Below are 17,139 nucleotides of genomic sequence, written 5' to 3' on the forward strand. Positions count from 1 at the left end.
TGCATTGCTGTCGACGAGGTTGCCATGTCCCCGACGCCTGCCAGGGCACTGTTGAAAGCCGCCGATATCGCGAAGATGGAACCGGCGCGCGAAGTGCATCCGCTGAACCCCAATGCGGTCCGCCTGAAACGCCAGCTCGGCGACCCGACCGGCCTCACGCAGATCGGCGCGCACCTGCTGACGCTGACGCCCGGTCGCGAATCGGCCGAATATCACCGTCATCTGTACGAGGAAGAATGCGTGTACGTGCTGTCGGGCACGGGCACGGCCACGATCGGCGAGCGTGCGTACGAAATCGGGCCGGGCGATTTTCTCGGCTTTGCGCGCGGCGGCGAAGCGCACACGTTGCAGAACACCGGCGCCGCGCCGCTCGAACTGCTGATCATGGGGCAGCGCCTGGAACACGACGTGTGCGAGTATCCGAGAATCGGCAAGCGGCTTCACGTCGCGGGCGCGCTCGAGGATTTCGTCGACCTGCCCGGCCAGCCATAAGCCGCGCGTGCCCGCAGCGGCCGCCGTCGCGCTTATGATGCGGGAACGCCACTGACAGGATCGCATCCCATGGACGCGCCGCTTCCGCCGTTGAACGACCCGCTTTCCGAAACCGAACCCGAAACCGCGGTCGAGCCGCGCGCGCTGCGCGTGCATCGGCCGGTCGCGCTCGTCACCGGATCGACGTCGGGCATCGGTGCGGCGATCGCGCGCCGCCTCGCGGCGGATGGCCATGCGGTGATCCTGCATTCGCGCAGTTCGGTCGACGCCGGGCGCGCGATGGCGCGGGAGCTCGGCGGCACGTACGTGCAGGCCGATCTCGCCGACGATGCCGAGCGCGTGCGGCTGATACGCGATGCGCTCGCGGTGCATGGCCGGCTCGACGTGCTGGTGAACAACGCCGGCGTGAGCCGCGTGATCGCACATGACGATCTCGCGGCCGCGACGCCCGACGTGTGGCGCGAGATGCACGAGATCAACGTGATCGCGCCGTTCCGGCTCGTGGCGCTCGCCCAGCCCGCGCTGCTCGACGCAGCGTCGCGCGGACGCGCCGGTTGCGTCGTCAACGTCAGCTCGCATGCCGGGGTACGGCCGAAGGGCGCGTCGATTCCGTATGCGGCCGCGAAGGCCGCGCTCAATCACACGACGCGATTGCTCGCGCGCACGCTCGCGCCGGCGATCCGCGTCAACGCGGTGGCGCCCGGGCTCGTCGACACACCGCTCACGGCCGACTGGACCGATGCGCAGCGGCTCTGGCGCGAGCACGCGCCGATGCGTCGCGCCGCGTCGCCGGATGACATCGCGCAGACCGTCGCGATGCTCGTCGCGTCCGATTACATGACGGGCGAGATCGTGATGCTCGACGGGGGATTGAATCTGACGTGATGGGGGCGAGAGCGGCGAGGCCGTTTGATACCGGTGTCGGTGGCCGCGGCGACGTCGCCTTGAGCGCGTACTGATCGCAACCCTTCGGTCTGCTTCGGCAAGCAGCGGGGCAGCCGAGTAGCAGTGACCAGAGCCCAGATCCCGCACCGTTACCGCGTTACCCCAGCAACTGCCTCAGCACCCCAGCCGACACGACTCCGGCGATGACGGTCGGCAGGATCGACAGGCGCGTCGCCGCGGCCAGCGTGACGGCGAGCGCGACCAGATCGGCAGGCCGCGTCGACACGAACGCCGGTGCGATCACCGAAATCAGCACGCAACCGGGTACGTTCTCCATCACCGACGCCATGCGCGGGCTCAGCGTGCGGTTGCGCAGCAGCACATAGCCGAGTACGCGCGACAGATAGGTCGTCGACGCCATCAGCACGATGGTCGCGACCGTCGCGACGTCAGGCAGCATCGTGCGGCTCCCACAGCAGCGCGGCGAGCAGCCCCGCGCACGCGCCGGCCGCGACGTACCACGCGCCCGGCACCGCGATGTGCGTGGCGGCCGCGACGACGAGGCTCACTAACCACGGGCGGCTCGCACGCACGCCCTTCCACATGCCGCGCAGCAGCACCAGAAACACGGCAGTGAACGCCATGTCGAAGCCGTACTGCTCGACGTTGCTGATCGTCGGGCCGACCGCCGCGCCGAACGTCGTCATCGAGATCCACGTCAGGTACAGCCCCGCGCAGATGCCCGCGTAGTACGGCACGCTGATGTGCGAGGCCGATCGGGCGCGCGCATCGGCGAGCGACATCGCCCAGCTCTCGTCGCACATGAAGAACAGCGCGGCGAACGCGCGGCGCCGCGGCAGACGCCGGATGTACGGTGCCAACGCCGCACCCATCAGGATGTGGCGCGAATTGACGAGGAACGACATCGCGACGATCAGCGCGATGTGCGGCGGCGAAGTCCACAGATGGATCGCCGCGAATTCGGAGCCGCCGCCGAAGTTCAGGCCCGTCATCATCGGCACCTCGAACGGGCTCAGCCCTTTTTGCGCCGCCTGCGCGCCGAGCAGCAGCGCGAACGGCACGAAACCCAGCATGACGGGCAGCGCCGCGCGCAGCCCGCGACCCATCTCGGCGACATAGGCGGGCTTGTCGCGAAGCCCGGACGACGTGGAAACGCTACTGGTCATTACTCCTCCTTCGGGGGAGTGGGATTGTCTGCTTTTTTGACTCGAATCGGGTTGCGTTGTAGCTAGATATTTCCGAGAATTTGGCACTTAACGCGTGTTTTGATATTTTTTTGGAATCGGATGCCAATGAAGCTCGATGCGATCGATCGACGGATCCTCAGCGCTCTGCAGCGCGACGGCCGCATGCAGAACGTGGAACTCGCGCACGAGGTCGGGCTGTCGCCGTCGCCGTGCCTGCGGCGCGTGCGCTTGCTCGAGGAAGCCGGCGTGATCGAGAAGTACGTGGCGGTGCTGAACCCGGCGAAGGTCGGCAAGGGGCTGACGATCTTCACGCGCGTGTGGCTCAAGGGGCAGGACGCGGAGTCCGTGAATCGCTTCGCCGACGCCGTCCAGCAGATGCCGGAGGTCGTCGAATGTCATCTGATGGCCGGCGACTGCGATTTTCTGCTGCGCGTCGTGGCGGCGGACATCGACGATTACCGGCGCTTCCAGATGGAGTACCTGACGCGCATCCCCGGCGTCCTCAGCGTGAAGACCGACATCCCGATGCAGAAGGTGAAGCTCACGTCGGCGCTGCCGACGTAGCGCACGGCGGGCGAGCCGCGCCGCATCGCCGTTTCGTCATCGGCCGGTGACGATCGCCCGCTACACTGTCGATGCAGTTTCGTTTCGCCGCGTCGCGGCCGATGCGCGCGTCGGCTGCACCGGCAACTAACCGTCATCGCGCGACGATCGCCGCGCGGTGCGTTCTTCTGGTCGAGCCCGTCATGCAGCCACTCAACGATCCGTGGAATTCGCTGGAAATCGTCAAGCTCGTGCTCGGCGTGCTGACGCCGCTGTCGGTCGCGTGCCTCGGCTGGCTCGTCGCGCGCCGGCTGAAGCGGCTCGAGCTCGTGCAGTGGACCAACCAGCGGCTGATCGAGAAACGGCTCGCGCTGTACGACACGGTCGCGCCGCAGCTCAATGCGCTGCTGTGCTTCTACACGTGGATCGGCTACTGGAAGGACATCTCGCCGGACGACGTGATCCGCGCCAAGCGCGAGCTGGACCGCACGTTCCACATCTATCGCTATCTGTTCGACGACGACGTCTACGACGCGTATCACACGTTCATCCACGCGCTGTTCGAAATGCACACGGGGCCCGGCCGCGACGCGCGGATTCGTTCGCTGATCCACGCGCCCGATGGCGACCGCAGCGTGCACGGCACGTACGAATGGAAACCGGCATGGGTCGAGCGCTTCGCGACCGCGAACGTGACCGACAAGGCCGACGTGCTGCGTCACTACACGGCGCTGATGGAGCGGCTGCGCGTGGCGCTCGGCGCGAATCGCTGAGGATCGCGCTCGGGTTCGCCCGTTGCCGCATGCCGCCGCGTGTGGCGGCATGCGGCTGCGTATCGGCGGGTGCCCGATGCCGGCTTCGCGCACCCGCCGTTACGTCGTTGCGCGTCAGTGCTGCGCGATCACGTCGATGCGCAGCGCTTCGCCGCCCGCGACGATCGCCAGCAGACGATCGACGTTCGGGTGGGCGCCCGGGCGGTTGCGTGCATCGGCCGTATGCTCGCCGAACACTGCGAGGCCGTGTTCGGCCGCTTTCGCGTCGAGCGTGCCGAACGCCTGCTGCAGATAGTTGTACACGGCGAGCGAGCCTTGCTTGCCCGGCTGGTTCTCGATGCTGGCGACTACCTCGCCGTTCGCGCCGACGAGGTCGATGCGTGCGATGCCGTCGATGGCCGGCAGTTGCGCGAGGTTGTCCTTGAATACTGCGGTCGGTTGAATCACTGAAACACTCCGTCGGTTCGGTCATGGGCCAATCGGGCCGTATCTTATCCGATCGCTATCCCGCAGAACGGGGCGCGTCAGCGGTAGCGGCAGCGGATCGCCCGTCTCGCCTCATCCGGATCGACCGGCGCGCCGGCCCGCCCGCCGCCGGCATCCCGCGCGCTTTTCCGCTACAGTAAGAAATCACCGGCCGCTCGTGCCGCGCACGCCGGCACGCGGCGGCCCCGTTCCGCCAATGCACACGAGGGCCTCGATGGAAACCGAGCAACGCTACACCGCCAACGCGCCGACGCGCGCGGAAGTCGACGCACTGACCGGTGCCACCGTCATCGAATTCGGCGCGAACTGGTGCGGCATCTGCGCGGCCGCGCAGCCCGCGATCGCCGCGTCGTTCGCCGCGCATCCTGCCGTGCGGCATCTCAAGATCGAGGACGGCCCCGGCCGCCCGCTCGGCCGTTCGTTCGGCGTGAAGCTGTGGCCGACGCTGGTGTTCCTGCGCGACGGCGTCGAAGTCGCGCGTGTCGTGCGTCCGGCCGACGCCACGCAGATCGAAGCCGACGGCTTCGCCGCACTCGCCTGAGGCCGTCGACATGCAACAGACCATCACGCACATCGCCGTCGAAGCGCGCGGCCGCGGCCTCGTCGAATTCACGCCGCAGGTGCGTGCGTTCGTCGACCAGCAAGCGATCCGCACCGGCCTGCTCACCGTGTTCTGCCGCCACACGTCGGCATCGCTGCTGATCCAGGAGAATGCCGATCCGTCGGTGCAGCGCGATCTCGAACGCTACTTCGCGACGCTCGCGCCCGAGGACGACACGCGTTACGAGCATGACACCGAAGGATCCGACGACATGCCCGCGCATCTGCGTACCGCACTCACGCAGGTGCAGCTGTCGATCCCGGTCGAACATGGCCGCATGGTGCTCGGCACGTGGCAGGGCATCTACCTGTTCGAGCATCGCCGTGCGGCGCACCGGCGCGATATCGTGCTGCATCTGATCGGCGAATAGGCGCGGGCGCGCACAGCGGCCGGCCGCACGCTGCGCGGGCGTACCGCCGTCAGCCGGACAGCGTGTCGACGAGCGCGCCGAGTTCGTGCAGATGCACGGGCTTCGGCAGAAACGCATCGAATGCCTGCGGGTTCTCGCGCAGCGCCGCCGCCTCGTACGCGCTGACGCCGACGATCGACACGAGCCTGCCGTCGTCGTCCGGCTGGGCGACCGCGCGGATGCGCTGCGCGACTTCGAAGCCGCTCAGGTCCGGCAACTCGAGGTCGAGCACGACCAGGTCGTAATGCGCGTCGCCGAAGCGCGCGACGCCTTCGTGGCCGGTGCCGCACAGATCGGCGTCGATGCCGAGCGCCGACAGCATCGCGCCGAGCGTTTCGCGCGCATTGTCGTTGTCGTCGACCACCAGCGCGCGGCGGTTGCGATGCGCGGCGGCGGCGGGCCACGCGGGCATGTCGCCGGCCGCGTCGCTGGCGTCGGGCGTCTCGGCCGGCAGCGTCACGACGAACTCGCTGCCTTCGCCGACGACGCTGCGCACGTCCACATGGCCGCGCAGCGTCGTCACGATTTCGCGCACGACGGCGAGCCCCATCCCGATGCCGTCGACGTGCAGGCCGACCGCGTCGTTCGCGCGGTAGAACGGCTCGAAGATCTTCGGCAGATGCTGCCGCGCGATGCCCGCGCCGGTGTCGCGCACCACCAGCTTCAATTGCCGCCCGGCCGGCGCGTCGACCAGCGTGACCGACACGTCGACCGATCCGCCGACGGTGTACTTCACCGAGTTCTCGATCAGGTTCGACAGCACCTGCCGCAACAGCTTCCGATCCGAGCGGATCGCCAGATCGTGCGGCTCGACGCGCTGCGTGACGGCGATCCGCTTCGCCGCGATCTTCGCGCGCAACGGATCGAGCACCTCGGCGAGCAACGAAGCGATGCCGACGGTTTCGGCTTCGGCGAGGCGCTTGGTCGAGCGCAGCTTGATGTAGTCGGTCAGATCCTTGACGAGCGCCTCGAGCGACGACGCGGAGTTCTGCAGCCGCCGGATCGTCTTCAGGTTGGCGTCGGACTGCGGCCGCGCGAGCAGGATCTCGATCGACCCGCAGATCGCCTGCAGCGGCGTGCGCAGTTCGTGGCTGACCATCCCGAGGAACGCGTTCTTCGCCTCGATCATCTCGAACGCGCGCTCGGACGCCTTGCGTTCGGCATCGAGCGCCGCGCGCTGTCGCGCGAGCAGATTGTCGCGCGTGCGCATCGTGTAGAACAGCAGCAGGAACAGCGCGCACAGGATCACGCCGAGGATGATGCCGAGCGCGAGAATCGCGCGCTGCCGTTCCTTGAGCTGATGGAACGTGAAGTCGCGCTGCGCCATCTCGATCGCGCGGAAGTAGTTCGCGAGGCCATTGACCTTCGGCCAGTACGTATTGACGTCGTCGATCATGCGGCGTGCGTCGTCGTGGGGCGCCGTGCGCAGCAGCGGCACGTCGTGCTTGAGGCGCGCCATGAAGGCGCCGAGCTCGGCGATCTCGTCGCGCGCGCGCGGAATGCGCAGCCAGTATTCGGACACTTCGGACGGCCGCTGCAGGAAGCCGAACGATACCGACAGGCTGTCGAGCTGCATCTGCACGCGATCGAAGTCGTCGTCCTCGTGCGTCGCGTAGAGAATCAGCTGACGCTCGAAGCGCGTATACGCGTTGCGGTATTGCGCGGCCGTCCAGAACACGCCTTCACGCGGGCCTTCGAGCACGCCCTCGTTGACCGACGTCGCGAGCAGGTCCCACAACAGGAACGCCCACGCCGCGAAGCCCAGCAGCCACAGCGATCCGAGGACCAGGATGAGCTTACGGTTCTTCCATTGCCCGCACATCATGTCGTGCGCTTACTTCACGGTCAGGCCGATGATCTGCCATGCGAACTTCGCTTCGCCGAGCGGCGTCTTGAGCTCGTCCGGATAGTCGTCGCGCGGGTACATGATCCACAACGGGCCGTAGTTGTCGTTGCCGAGCACCTTGCCGTTCATCGTGCGCGCGAGGATCACGCCGTACTTGTCGGCGTCCGACACGGGAATCGTGAACGTGTATTCGTCGATGCAGCGGAACTCGATCTGCGTGCCGTGCGCATCGACCGTCTTCAGCACGTCGGACAGGCGCGGGCCGGTGAACGACGCCTTCGGCGTCCAGCTCGTCGACGTGACGATCGTGTACTGCGGCAGCGCCATCAGCGCCTGCTCGGAGAACACGTAGGTGGTCTTGCCGGGCTGGTTGCTGCGGCCGATGTCGCCGTCGACGGTGAACGTAAACGACGCGGCCCAGCACACGACGGACATGCCGAGCAGGCCGGCCGTGAGCAGGGTCTTCATCCAGAGAGTCGAGATTCGCATGGCTGTTCCTTGGGGCGGGTTCGCGTGAGGGCCGGCTTGCGCCGGATGTCAGTTCGCGGGCGCTGCGGCGGCCGGCAGCGTGATCTTCAGTTCGCGCGCCACTTCGGCGAACAGGATCGGCAGGCGCACCGGCTTCTCCTCGCAGCGCGCGTTGTAGTGCGACACGATGTGCGCGATCTCGTCCTCGCTCGCTTCGCCGGTGGAGATCTTGCCGGTCAGCAGGAAGATCGGCGCGTCGCCGTTCTCGCTCGAGCGAATGCCGCGCACGAGCTCGGCGGCGGTTTGATCGCCGAGCATCCAGTCGAGGATGTACGCGTCGAAATCCTCGACTTCCAGCGCTTTGCGAAACGATGCGCCGTCGTGATACGGAATCGCGTTGACGCCCTTTTCGAGGAAGTACTCGCACACCGTCTCGGCCACGTCCACCGAATCGTCGACCACGGCGATGCGCGCCGCATAGACGGTCGGCTGGCTCGAGCGCAGCTCGATGACGTCGACCGGATAGGTGCGGCCTTCGCGCGCGTGCTCGCGTTCGGTGACGATCCATTCGCCCTGCCATTGCAGCGCGACGAAATCGGTGTCGATCTGGCTGCTCGCCTTCGCCGAGATCGCGGCGCGGCAGCGAAAGCGGCGCGACGCGATCACGAGCGTCGCATCGACCATCTCGGCGGCGGCCGGTTGCGTGCCCTTGTCGTCGAGCAGGATCGCGGGCGGCACGCCGAAGTGCGTCGCGATGTCCTGCAGCTGCGACAGGTTCCACGGGATCAGCCCTTTCATCTTGCGCGTGACGACCGAGAAGCTGAGGCCCAGCACGTTGGCGATCGTCGTGTTGTGGCTGCGCGGCGGAACACCGTTGCGCGTCAGCAGATCGCGCACCTTGGTTGCGGTGATGAGATCGACGTTGACCTGCTCGCTATTGGACATCTCGAAGGGGTCTCCTGCGGTTGAGCGACCGAGAGCATATTCAAAAGTGACGTGATATGCAAACTTTTAATTCGAGATACGCCTTGACATGTCATTTATCTCGATTATTATTGCCCACCGCGTCACTATTGTTTGTTGCGTCAGGTTTGGAGTCCGAATGTCGACCAATCGACACGGCGAAGCCGGCGTTGCGCAGGTGACAAAACAATCCGAAGAGAGCCTGAGAGAGCCTGAGAAAAGCTGGGACTGCGTGTCGGCGTAGGTGAATTGTATTCGCCCCGCCGCGCGCACACCCGCTGCGCGCGCACCGCATGCCGCGTGCGCCGGCGTGCGCTTCGCAGTACGCATTCTTCGCCGACGTTCACGGTGACGCGCAGCGACGCGCGTGCGCGCGCGATTCGACCACGCGATCGGTCCCGTCCGATCCGCCCCACCGGCGACTTGACGACGAAATATCGTTCAAGTTCAAAACGAACGTTCGAACGAGTCGTACGTGTACTAAAAGGATAATCCGCGACGGATTTCCGCGTCGTCATTTGGCATGATCGGCATTCGTCATCCGAATCTATCCGTCGACATGCCGGGCGCGGCCGCCGTTGCGCCGCGAGTCCGCCGCCCGGGCGTCGTCACGTCGCGCCATGCAAAACAGCACGCTCCAGTTCATTCGCCGCTATCAGAGCATTTCGATGTTCGGCGGCGGCATCGTCGTCACGATCCTGATCCTGATCGCCTGCGGGCTCGGCATCTCGTCGATCGTGTACGGCTATCTGGACGCCGAGCGGCGCAATTTCCTGAACGGCGTCGACGAGACCGCCGAGGAGCTGCAGGTCGCCGAAACCGCATTCGTCAACGACGTGATGAATGCGCAGCTGATCTGGAGCGAGACGGCGCCGGCGCCTGCCGATGTCGTCGACACTTTTTTCACACACGGCCAGGAACTCGCGGTCACACCGTATCAATCGCTCGTGGTCGGCGTGCCCGGCCAGACCGCGCAGCGTGACGAGGTCGCGCGCTATCTGGCGCTGTCGTTCATGCTGCCGCATCTGTGCGCGACGAGTGCGGACAATCGCGCATGCACGGTCGAGGGCTATCACTACAGTACGCGTACCGGTGTATTCGGCATCGTGCCGCGCCCGGCGCGCGATCACCCGGCGCTCGCGACCGCGCGCACGCGCGCGCAATTGCTCGCGGCGCTGCACGTCGATTTCGACGGGCCGATGCCCGCGCAGAGCGATGGCCGGCCGAGCGTGCGCTGGCTGCCGCCTTATGTCGACCCCGTGACGGGCCGCTCGCGCATCCGCATCGCCGCCCAGGCCCGCGCGGGCGGCGGCGCGTTCGCGGTGCTCGTCACCGAATACGCACCGGAGTACCTGCTGTCGTGGCTGCCGGATCGCGGCCTGGCCGGCCGGTTCTTCGTGGCGTCGGCGGACAACCGGCTCATCGCGATCGACCCGGCCGTCGAGCACACCGGCGCGCTGAACGCGCGCCTGCTCGCGCTCGACGTCGCCCGCGGCGACGAGTCGCTCGGCGAGCCGCTGTTTCGCAGCGGCTCGATCGTATTTCGCAGCCGGCTCGCGACGACCGGCTGGACCGTCGCGTACGTGCTGTCGTGGGGCGACGTCGTCCTGGGCGTCGGCGTGCAGGCCGCGGTGCTCGCCGCGGCGACGCTCGTGACGATCGCCGTGATGTGGCTGCTGCTCGTACGCTTTCACCGGCGCGTGCTCGCGCCGGTTTACGCGCGCTCCGCGCGCGTATTCGACAGCGAAGCGCTGTGCCGCAGCGTGATCGCGATGGCGCCGGTCGGCATCGGCCTCGTGTCGTTGTCCGACCGGCGCGTGATGCTCGCGAGCGACGCGCTCGTGCAGATGCTGCTGCCGCACGGCGGCGATCACCACGCGCTGTCGGCCCGCGTGCTCGAGCGATACGACGCGTTCGTCGCCGACGGCGGGCGCGGCCGCACGCTGGTGACGGAGCTCGCGGTCGACGCTCACGGCGATGCGCCGCTGCATCTGGAAATCATCGCGCACGCGGCGCGCTATCAGGGCGAGGACGTGCTGATCGCCGTATTCACCGACACGACCGCCCAGCGCCGGCTCGTGCAGCAACTGGAGGAAGCGGTGCGCGCGGCGGATTCCGCGAACGCGGCGAAGTCGTCGTTCCTCGCGGCGACGAGCCACGAGATCCGCACGCCGCTGAACGTGATCCTCGGCAACCTGGAGCTGCTCGAGCGCACCGCGCTCGACGCGTCGCAGCAGAGCCGCGTGCGCACGCTGCGCGCGTCGGCCGAGGGGCTGCTCGCGATCGTCAGCGACATCCTCGATTTTTCGAAGATCGAGGCCGGCGCGATGTCGGTCGAGTCGATCGAGTTCGAATTGATCGCGGTGATCGAGCAGCAGCTCGCCGCGTTCGCGCCGATCGCGAAGGCGAAAGGGCTGCCGCTGTTCGTCGAGATCGACGCGAGCGTCGAGCAGCGCATGCGCGGCGACCCGACGCGGCTCGCACAAGTCCTCGGCAACCTGCTGAGCAACGCGATCAAGTTCACGAGCGAAGGCCATATCGCCGCGCGCGTCGCAGTGTGGCCCGATGCGCGCGGCGTGCCCGAGGTCGAACTGAGCGTCGAGGACACCGGCATCGGCATCGAGCCCACGCAACGCGCGCGTTTGTTCAAGCCGTTCTCGCAGGTCGACGCATCGATCACGCGCCGCTACGGCGGCACAGGGCTCGGGCTGGCGCTGTGCGATCGGCTGGTGACGGCGATGGGCGGCACGTTGTCGGTCGACAGCACGCCGCAGGTGGGCAGCGTCTTCAGCGTTCATCTGCCGCTGCAGGCCGACATCGCGCCGACACGCCCGCTCGACGCGAGCAGCGGCCACGCGGTGCTCGTCGTGTCGCAGGACGAGGCCTGGCGCAAGTTCGCGTCCGCGCATCTGCGCGCATGGGGTTTCGATGTCGCGGTACACGCGAGCCCGGTCGGGATCGCGGCCGAGCTCGTCGCGCGCGCTCGTGCGCTGGTGCTCGTCGGCGATGCCGACCGATGGCGGCGCGACGAACTGGACCGGGCCGGGCACGACACGCCGATCGTGCTGGCAACGCCCGATGGTCCGCTGCAACCGGATGTCGCTGGCCGCACGATTCGCGTATCGAGCTACTCGGTGAACGGGCTGCGCATGGCGCTCGAGCGCACGCTGAGGGCCGGCGGCGAGTCGCCGCATGCGCCGATTGCCGATCCGCACGCGGCTGCGACGGCGCCAGCGGAGTCGTTGCCGCGCGTGCTGGTCGCCGACGATGCCGCGATCAACGGCTCGATTTTCCTCGAGCAGCTGGCTGTGCTCGGCAGTCCGTTCGACTGCGTGTCGTCCGGCGCGGCCGCGCTCGACATGCTCGCGCGCGGCAATTGGGACGTGCTGCTGATCGCCGCGGAGCTTCCCGACATGCTCGCTCGGGAGCTGGTGGAAGCCGTCCATGCGCGCGCGCTGCCGTGCGACGTGATCGTCGTCGCGTCCCATCTGGGGCCTGACGACGCCAGGCTTTATGCCGCGGTGAAGGTGGACTGCGTATTGACGAAGCCGGTGACGCTTGCCGATCTGCGCCGCAGTCTGACGCGGATCGCACGCCGGCGCGGGATCGGTGTGCTGGTGGGCGCAATGAACGAGCGTTGTGTGGTTGGTAAGGCGCGGGCAACCGCGGATATGTCGGGAAGATAAGAAACCGGCGCGTCACGGCGGCACAGACCGTCGGCGTCGATCATCGAAGGCAGACACGCCGCGTCGTGCGGGTGCGGTGTGATTTCGACTGAAGGAAGGGTACGGCCGTGCGCTATATGGGAAAGGTGTTCGGGCTGCTGCTTGCGTTCGCGACGTTGCCGGAGAAGTCCCGTCGGGATTTCCTGACCAGGCTGAACGAATTCATGATGATGTCGCCGGCGCAGCGGCGGCGCGTCATTGCCGAGTGGCAGCACGCCGCGGGCGAACGAGCGGGGCAGCCGGACGAGCCGGTGTCCGGACATTAGCGACTGCTGGCGATCGTGTCGCGCAGCACGTTGGATCGACGGCGTCGTCGGCGCCGCCGATCGGTTTTGCGCGAGCGTCGAGCGGCGGCGGATCGTGGCGCAACGCCCTGCGCGGTCATCTCGCCTCGCGACGGGTTCGTGTGGCGATCCTCGCTGCGGCAGGCCGCGAGGTGCGGTTGGCGCAAAGCGCGGCGCACCCGTTATTTTAGAATTGGACCGCGCGCCGCTCGGTCCGCCGAAGGCCGTAACACGAACCGTGTTGCGGAATCGATTCGAATTGCGACGCATTGTGCGACATCGCAGGTCGAGCGCCTGTATCGGGAGAAGAACGCAGATGGATGAATTTTTTGTGCGAGTGTTGGTGGCGGACGATCATCCGGCGTCAGCACTCGGGATGTCCCAGGCGCTCGCTGGGAGCAGCACGATCCGGTTGCTCGGCACTGTCTCGAATTCGACCGATCTGGTGGAAATGCTCGACGCGCAGCAGGCCGACGTGCTGGTCGTCGACTATGTGATGCCGGGCGGCAAGTACGGCGATGGGCTCGTGTTGCTGTCGTTTCTGCAACGGCGCTATCCGGCGCTGCATCTCGTGACGATCACGATGATCGACAACCCGAGCGTGCTGCATGCGATTCAACGGCAGGGCGTCGGCTGCATCCTCAGCAAGTCCGACGCGATTTCGCATCTGGTGGGCGCGGTGCATGCGGCTTACGTCGGCGCGAACTATGTGTCTCCCGTCGTCAAGCAATTGCTGACCTGCACCGAAGCGCCGACCGGCGCGCGGACGCTGACGGCGCGCGAGATCGAGGTCGTGCGGTTGTACGGGGCCGGGCTGACGGTGGGTGAGATTGCCGTCCAGCTGCATCGCAGCAAGCAGACGATCAGCTCGCAGAAGTCGAGCGCGATGAAGAAGCTCGGCATCGTGCGCGACGCGGACCTGATTCGCTATGCGAGCGAACGCGAGCTTCCGGATGCGGGCGGTGCGGATGCACCCGTAAGCGATGCGTAGTCGCCGCATGCGTGCTGCGACGATGCCGATTCGGCGGCGCATCCCGGCCGGTGGTTTCGGCTTCGGCTTCCGGTTCAGCGTAAAGGAGCGCCCATGCCAGCCGAGCTGAAGCGCATCGCGAGTCAGGTCGCGAATGCGGGGCGCAAGCCGTTCGAGCCCGGCCGCGCGCGTCGCTACCAGCAGTTGCTGCTGTACGGCGGCGGCTTCGCGGTGACGCTGTTCATCCTGATGTGCGCGCTGCTCGTCACGCGGCTCGACGTGCAGGACTATCGCGCGCAGGCCCGTTTGACGTTCCTTTATCGCAAGGCGCAATTCTCCCGCACGCTGGAGATGGCCGACATGGTGCTCGCGACCTATGGCGGCAGGATCGAGCAGCTGTGGAATCAGGGCGCGCGGCCGTCTGCCGATGCGCTCGCGCAATTCTCTGCTGCCGGCGGCGTGCTGGGTGCGAGCAACGGCGACGGCAGCGAGACGCTGCTCGCGCTCGCGCGGCTCACGCCGGATCGTCCCGCACCATCGTATGCGCGCTATCTCGGCGCGCTGTTCGGTCTGGTCCGGCAGGACGATCGATCCGGGCACGTGCTGCCGCCGGCGCTCGTGTCCGGCGGCGAACCGCTCGGTGGCTATCTGATCGGGCTCGATGCGCCGTTTCTGGCCGTGCTCGGCACCGAACTCGTGCCGCGCGCGCACACGCTCGAGCCCGGCACCGACCTGCACACGCTGATCGACGGGCTGATGCCGACCGGCATCGCACGGCAGAAGACGCTGATGCAGAGCCGTCCGTTCGTGTTCGATCGACGCCTCGATCCGCTGTCGGGCCGGGTCGTCATGCGCTTCGCGCGCCGGCTCGACGATGCGGCCGGCCGGCCGTTCGGCTGGCTGGTGATCAACGGCTTGCATCGTGTCGACGACGTGATGGCGCCGCGTTCCGACGACGAAGACGTTGCGATCGTCGACGCGCGCCATGACATCGTGTTCGGACGCGAGCGCGACCGGTCGATGATCGAGCGCGCGTTGCACGACGCGCGCGCGCCGCTCGGCGATCACGTCGCGGTGCGGCGCGTCGGCGCGCGCTTCGTCGTCTACGATCGCCTGCCGGGCACAGGCCTCGTGATGATGACGAGCTTCTCGTGGCGCAGCATGGTGCGGGAGATGCGTGTCGGCTTGGGCATCACGTTCGGCGCGGCGCTGCTCGGGATCGTGCTGCTGTGGTCGGCGATCGTGCTGTTCGATCGTCGCGCGCTGCGCCCCGCGCATCGGCGTGCGATCCGCCTGATCGAGAGCGAGGCGTTCAACCGCACGCTGGCCCGTCATGCGCCCGCGGGTTTGTTGCTGCTGTCGGCGGCGGACGGCGAGACGATGGTGCACAACGACGCGGTGCGCGCGTACGACGGCGGCGCGGGCGGCCAGCGGCTCGGCAAGCGCATCTGGCAGGCGTACCTTGAGCGCGCGGCGGCCAGCGACGGCAGGCTCGACGTGATGCAGCACGAACTGGCGGTCGAGCAAGCGGACCACGGCAAGGTTTATCTGGCATTGCAGGTCGTACGGACGATGTTCCACGGCGTCGACGTGCTGCTGTGCACGCTGACCGACGTCACCGCGCGCAAGCTGACCGAAGACAAGCTGAAGGAGGCGCGCACCGCGGCCGAGGATGCGAACAAGGCGAAATCGACGTTCCTCGCGACGATGAGCCACGAGATCCGCACGCCGCTGAACGCGATCGTCGGCAATCTCGAATTGATGGCGCGCGCGCAATTGCCGTTGGCGGAACGGCGGCGGTTGCAGACGGTGATGTCGTCGTCGGATGCGTTGCTGCACACCATCAACGACGTACTCGACCTGTCGAAGGCGGAATCGAATCAGATGGCGCTCGAAGCCGTTCCGTTCGATTTGCGCGCGGTGCTGCACGAAGTTGCGGCGATTTTTCGTGCGCTCGCGGACGCGAAGCATCTGCGGCTCGAATGCGTGATCGCGGCCGGGCTCGGCGACGGGTACGTCGGCGATCCGGCCCGCGTGCGGCAAATCGTTTCGAATCTCGTCAGCAACGCGATCAAGTTCACCGAGCATGGCAGCGTGACTGTCGAAGCGCAGCCGGCAGCCGTGCCGCGGCGCGGTGTGGAAATCGTGGTGCGCGATACGGGCATCGGCATCGAGCCGGACAGCATGCCGACGTTGTTCGACGTCTATGTGCAGACCGATGCGTCGATTTACCGGCGCTTCGGCGGCACGGGGCTCGGGTTGCCGCTGTGCCGGCGTCTCGCACGGCTGATGGGCGGCGACGTGACGGTCGAAAGCCGGCCGGGGGCGGGCGCCGTGTTTACGGCATCGCTGCCGCTGGCCGATGCGCCGTTGCGGGGGCGCGCAGCGGTCGATGCGAGGGCGGGCGGCGCGAAGAGGGGCGAGGCTGAGGTAACTGAGGCTGAGGTAACGGGAGCCGACGCGGCTCGGGTCGACGGAACTGGAGCCGATGGAACTGGGGCCACGGGAACGGAAGCTGAGGCGGCTGACGCCAAGGCAACCGGGACCGAGGCACCCGGAGCCAGCGGAACAGAAGCCAACAGAACCGGACCCGACGCAATGGCGGCCGCAACGAGGGCCGCTGCCATACGTATGAATGCAACGAGCCGCCCCGCGGCGACTCCCAAACCGACAGAAACCCATACCCCCACGTCGGCGCTCTCACCCGCGCAGCCCCCGGCACCAGAGAGCAGCGCCGACGGCGAAACGCCGCTGCGCGTGCTCGTCGCGGAAGATCATCCGGCGAGCCGCGCCTTGCTGCGCGACCAGCTCGACGCGCTGCACTGCGATGCGACGCTGGTGTCGAACGGCATCGAAGCGATGCGCGCGTTTTTCGCGCAGCCGTTCGACGTGGTGCTGACCGATCTCGGCATGCCCGAACTCGACGGCTTCGCGCTCGCGAATTGTCTGCGCGAACAGGGTGCGAAGGTGCCGGTGATCGCGATGACCGCGCATGCCACGGACGAAGACCGTCGCCGCTGCGCGCAGGCCGGTGCGGTGGAAGTGGTGCTCAAGCCGCTGTCGATCGATGCGCTCGACGCGGTGCTGACGCGGCACGCGAGGCGCGCTGCGGCGGCCCGGTCGTCTACGGGCGATTCTGCCGATTCGGGCGACCGGCCGATACCGCCGATGACCGACGAGATCCGCGAGAATTTGCGGACCGCGACGCTGCTGTCTCTGGCATTGATCGACGACGCGCTGCCGCGCGGAGACGTCGAGCGCATCCGCGTGGAGTTGCATTCGATGCGCGGCGGTTTCGCGCTGGCGGGCGATATCGTCGCTGGCGCCGCTTGCGCGCATGCCGAGCGGATCTTCTCGCAGGGCCGAACCGCCGCGCTGCGGGCGGCATGGCCGGCGTGCCGCGCGGCCATCGAGCGGTCGGCCGAACGTCTGCGTGCAGCCGGCTCGGGAGCAGGGAGCGAGCCCGCATGAAGCAAGCGGGGCGCG

General features: G+C 67.5%; 16 protein-coding genes. 10 read left to right on the forward strand and 6 right to left on the reverse strand.

All coding sequences use genetic code 11. From position 1 onward, the window contains the following. The first annotated feature begins 24 nt into the window (after positions 1–24). Positions 25–492, forward strand: coding sequence for a cupin domain-containing protein (locus MYA_RS17295; RefSeq protein WP_011881255.1), 468 nt, complete (start codon positions 25–27; stop codon positions 490–492). Between the two features lie 69 nt (positions 493–561). Next, positions 562–1,377 carry an SDR family NAD(P)-dependent oxidoreductase gene (locus tag MYA_RS17300; RefSeq protein WP_011881256.1) on the forward strand — a complete coding sequence of 272 codons (816 nt, stop codon included), beginning with the start codon at positions 562–564 and terminating at the stop codon, positions 1,375–1,377. A gap of 157 nt (positions 1,378–1,534) precedes the next feature. On the opposite strand, the gene MYA_RS17305 is transcribed toward MYA_RS17300, so the two are convergent. Together MYA_RS17305 and MYA_RS17310 are read right to left on the reverse strand one after the other, a co-directional pair. After that, positions 1,535–1,837 (reverse strand): AzlD family protein, encoded by a 303-nt coding sequence (locus MYA_RS17305; protein WP_011881257.1) that lies wholly within the window; start codon positions 1,835–1,837, stop codon positions 1,535–1,537. Beyond that, complete coding sequence (locus MYA_RS17310; protein ID WP_014724352.1) at positions 1,827–2,564, reverse strand: AzlC family ABC transporter permease; 738 nt, start codon at positions 2,562–2,564, stop codon at positions 1,827–1,829. Before MYA_RS17310 ends, MYA_RS17305 begins: the two co-directional genes overlap by 11 nt. Positions 2,565–2,690: 126 nt before the next feature. Between MYA_RS17310 and MYA_RS17315 the strand changes: the two genes are divergently transcribed. Beyond that, entirely contained in the window at positions 2,691–3,149 is a 459-nt protein-coding gene (locus MYA_RS17315) for an Lrp/AsnC family transcriptional regulator (RefSeq protein WP_009691375.1), read from the forward strand. Between the two features lie 182 nt (positions 3,150–3,331). Next, entirely contained in the window at positions 3,332–3,901 is a 570-nt protein-coding gene (locus MYA_RS17320; protein ID WP_034193697.1) for a hypothetical protein, read from the forward strand. Between the two features lie 114 nt (positions 3,902–4,015). Here the strand turns inward: MYA_RS17320 and MYA_RS17325 are convergent, their stop codons facing one another. Beyond that, on the reverse strand, positions 4,016–4,348 hold the full coding sequence (locus MYA_RS17325; RefSeq protein WP_011881261.1) for a DUF2322 family protein: 333 nt from the start codon (positions 4,346–4,348) through the stop codon (positions 4,016–4,018). Between the two features lie 253 nt (positions 4,349–4,601). Here MYA_RS17325 and MYA_RS17330 point away from each other — a divergent pair, with 253 nt between their 5' ends. Beyond that, positions 4,602–4,928, forward strand: coding sequence for a thioredoxin family protein (locus tag MYA_RS17330; protein WP_011881262.1), 327 nt, complete (start codon positions 4,602–4,604; stop codon positions 4,926–4,928). A gap of 10 nt (positions 4,929–4,938) precedes the next feature. After that, positions 4,939–5,358 (forward strand): secondary thiamine-phosphate synthase enzyme YjbQ, encoded by a 420-nt coding sequence (locus MYA_RS17335; RefSeq protein ID WP_014724354.1) that lies wholly within the window; start codon positions 4,939–4,941, stop codon positions 5,356–5,358. 49 nt (positions 5,359–5,407) lie between these two features. Here MYA_RS17335 and atsR read toward each other — a convergent pair whose 3' ends face one another. The 3 genes from atsR to MYA_RS17350 are packed head-to-tail and all read right to left on the reverse strand — an operon-like array spanning position 5,408 to position 8,656. Continuing rightward, positions 5,408–7,222: a hybrid sensor histidine kinase/response regulator AtsR gene (gene atsR, locus MYA_RS17340; RefSeq protein WP_041494050.1), complete on the reverse strand. Its 1,815-nt coding sequence runs from the start codon at positions 7,220–7,222 to the stop codon at positions 5,408–5,410. 9 nt (positions 7,223–7,231) lie between these two features. Beyond that, positions 7,232–7,732: a molybdopterin-dependent oxidoreductase gene (locus MYA_RS17345; protein WP_011881265.1), complete on the reverse strand. Its 501-nt coding sequence runs from the start codon at positions 7,730–7,732 to the stop codon at positions 7,232–7,234. Positions 7,733–7,780: 48 nt separating this feature from the next. Next, positions 7,781–8,656: a response regulator gene (locus MYA_RS17350; RefSeq protein ID WP_014724356.1), complete on the reverse strand. Its 876-nt coding sequence runs from the start codon at positions 8,654–8,656 to the stop codon at positions 7,781–7,783. 638 nt (positions 8,657–9,294) lie between these two features. Here MYA_RS17350 and MYA_RS17355 point away from each other — a divergent pair. From MYA_RS17355 to MYA_RS17370, 4 genes are all read left to right on the forward strand, one after another. Beyond that, positions 9,295–12,360 (forward strand): ATP-binding protein, encoded by a 3,066-nt coding sequence (locus MYA_RS17355; RefSeq protein WP_014724357.1) that lies wholly within the window; start codon positions 9,295–9,297, stop codon positions 12,358–12,360. Positions 12,361–12,476: 116 nt separating this feature from the next. Further along, positions 12,477–12,665, forward strand: coding sequence for a hypothetical protein (locus MYA_RS17360; protein ID WP_085954502.1), 189 nt, complete (start codon positions 12,477–12,479; stop codon positions 12,663–12,665). Positions 12,666–12,999: 334 nt separating this feature from the next. Beyond that, the gene (locus MYA_RS17365; protein WP_011881268.1) at positions 13,000–13,674 is read left to right on the forward strand and encodes a response regulator; all 675 of its coding nucleotides are present in this window, start codon (positions 13,000–13,002) and stop codon (positions 13,672–13,674) included. A 93-nt stretch (positions 13,675–13,767) separates the two neighbouring features. Then, positions 13,768–17,124: an ATP-binding protein gene (locus tag MYA_RS17370; RefSeq protein ID WP_014724360.1), complete on the forward strand. Its 3,357-nt coding sequence runs from the start codon at positions 13,768–13,770 to the stop codon at positions 17,122–17,124. Positions 17,125–17,139 lie beyond the last annotated feature (15 nt).

Origin of the sequence: Burkholderia sp. KJ006 (genome assembly GCF_000262695.1) — a bacterium.
GTDB lineage: Bacteria > Pseudomonadota > Gammaproteobacteria > Burkholderiales > Burkholderiaceae > Burkholderia > Burkholderia vietnamiensis.

Coding starts and splice junctions, on each gene's coding strand:
- MYA_RS17355 (WP_014724357.1), top strand. CDS start 9,295: ATGCAAAACAGCACGCTCCAGTTCATTCGCCGCTATCAGAGCATTTCG.
- MYA_RS17315 (WP_009691375.1), top strand. CDS start 2,691: ATGAAGCTCGATGCGATCGATCGACGGATCCTCAGCGCTCTGCAGCGC.
- MYA_RS17345 (WP_011881265.1), bottom strand. CDS start 7,732: ATGCGAATCTCGACTCTCTGGATGAAGACCCTGCTCACGGCCGGCCTG.
- MYA_RS17310 (WP_014724352.1), bottom strand. CDS start 2,564: ATGACCAGTAGCGTTTCCACGTCGTCCGGGCTTCGCGACAAGCCCGCC.
- MYA_RS17305 (WP_011881257.1), bottom strand. CDS start 1,837: ATGCTGCCTGACGTCGCGACGGTCGCGACCATCGTGCTGATGGCGTCG.
- MYA_RS17330 (WP_011881262.1), top strand. CDS start 4,602: ATGGAAACCGAGCAACGCTACACCGCCAACGCGCCGACGCGCGCGGAA.
- MYA_RS17360 (WP_085954502.1), top strand. CDS start 12,477: ATGGGAAAGGTGTTCGGGCTGCTGCTTGCGTTCGCGACGTTGCCGGAG.
- MYA_RS17300 (WP_011881256.1), top strand. CDS start 562: ATGGACGCGCCGCTTCCGCCGTTGAACGACCCGCTTTCCGAAACCGAA.
- atsR (WP_041494050.1), bottom strand. CDS start 7,222: ATGATGTGCGGGCAATGGAAGAACCGTAAGCTCATCCTGGTCCTCGGA.
- MYA_RS17335 (WP_014724354.1), top strand. CDS start 4,939: ATGCAACAGACCATCACGCACATCGCCGTCGAAGCGCGCGGCCGCGGC.
- MYA_RS17295 (WP_011881255.1), top strand. CDS start 25: ATGTCCCCGACGCCTGCCAGGGCACTGTTGAAAGCCGCCGATATCGCG.
- MYA_RS17350 (WP_014724356.1), bottom strand. CDS start 8,656: ATGTCCAATAGCGAGCAGGTCAACGTCGATCTCATCACCGCAACCAAG.
- MYA_RS17365 (WP_011881268.1), top strand. CDS start 13,000: ATGGATGAATTTTTTGTGCGAGTGTTGGTGGCGGACGATCATCCGGCG.
- MYA_RS17370 (WP_014724360.1), top strand. CDS start 13,768: ATGCCAGCCGAGCTGAAGCGCATCGCGAGTCAGGTCGCGAATGCGGGG.
- MYA_RS17320 (WP_034193697.1), top strand. CDS start 3,332: ATGCAGCCACTCAACGATCCGTGGAATTCGCTGGAAATCGTCAAGCTC.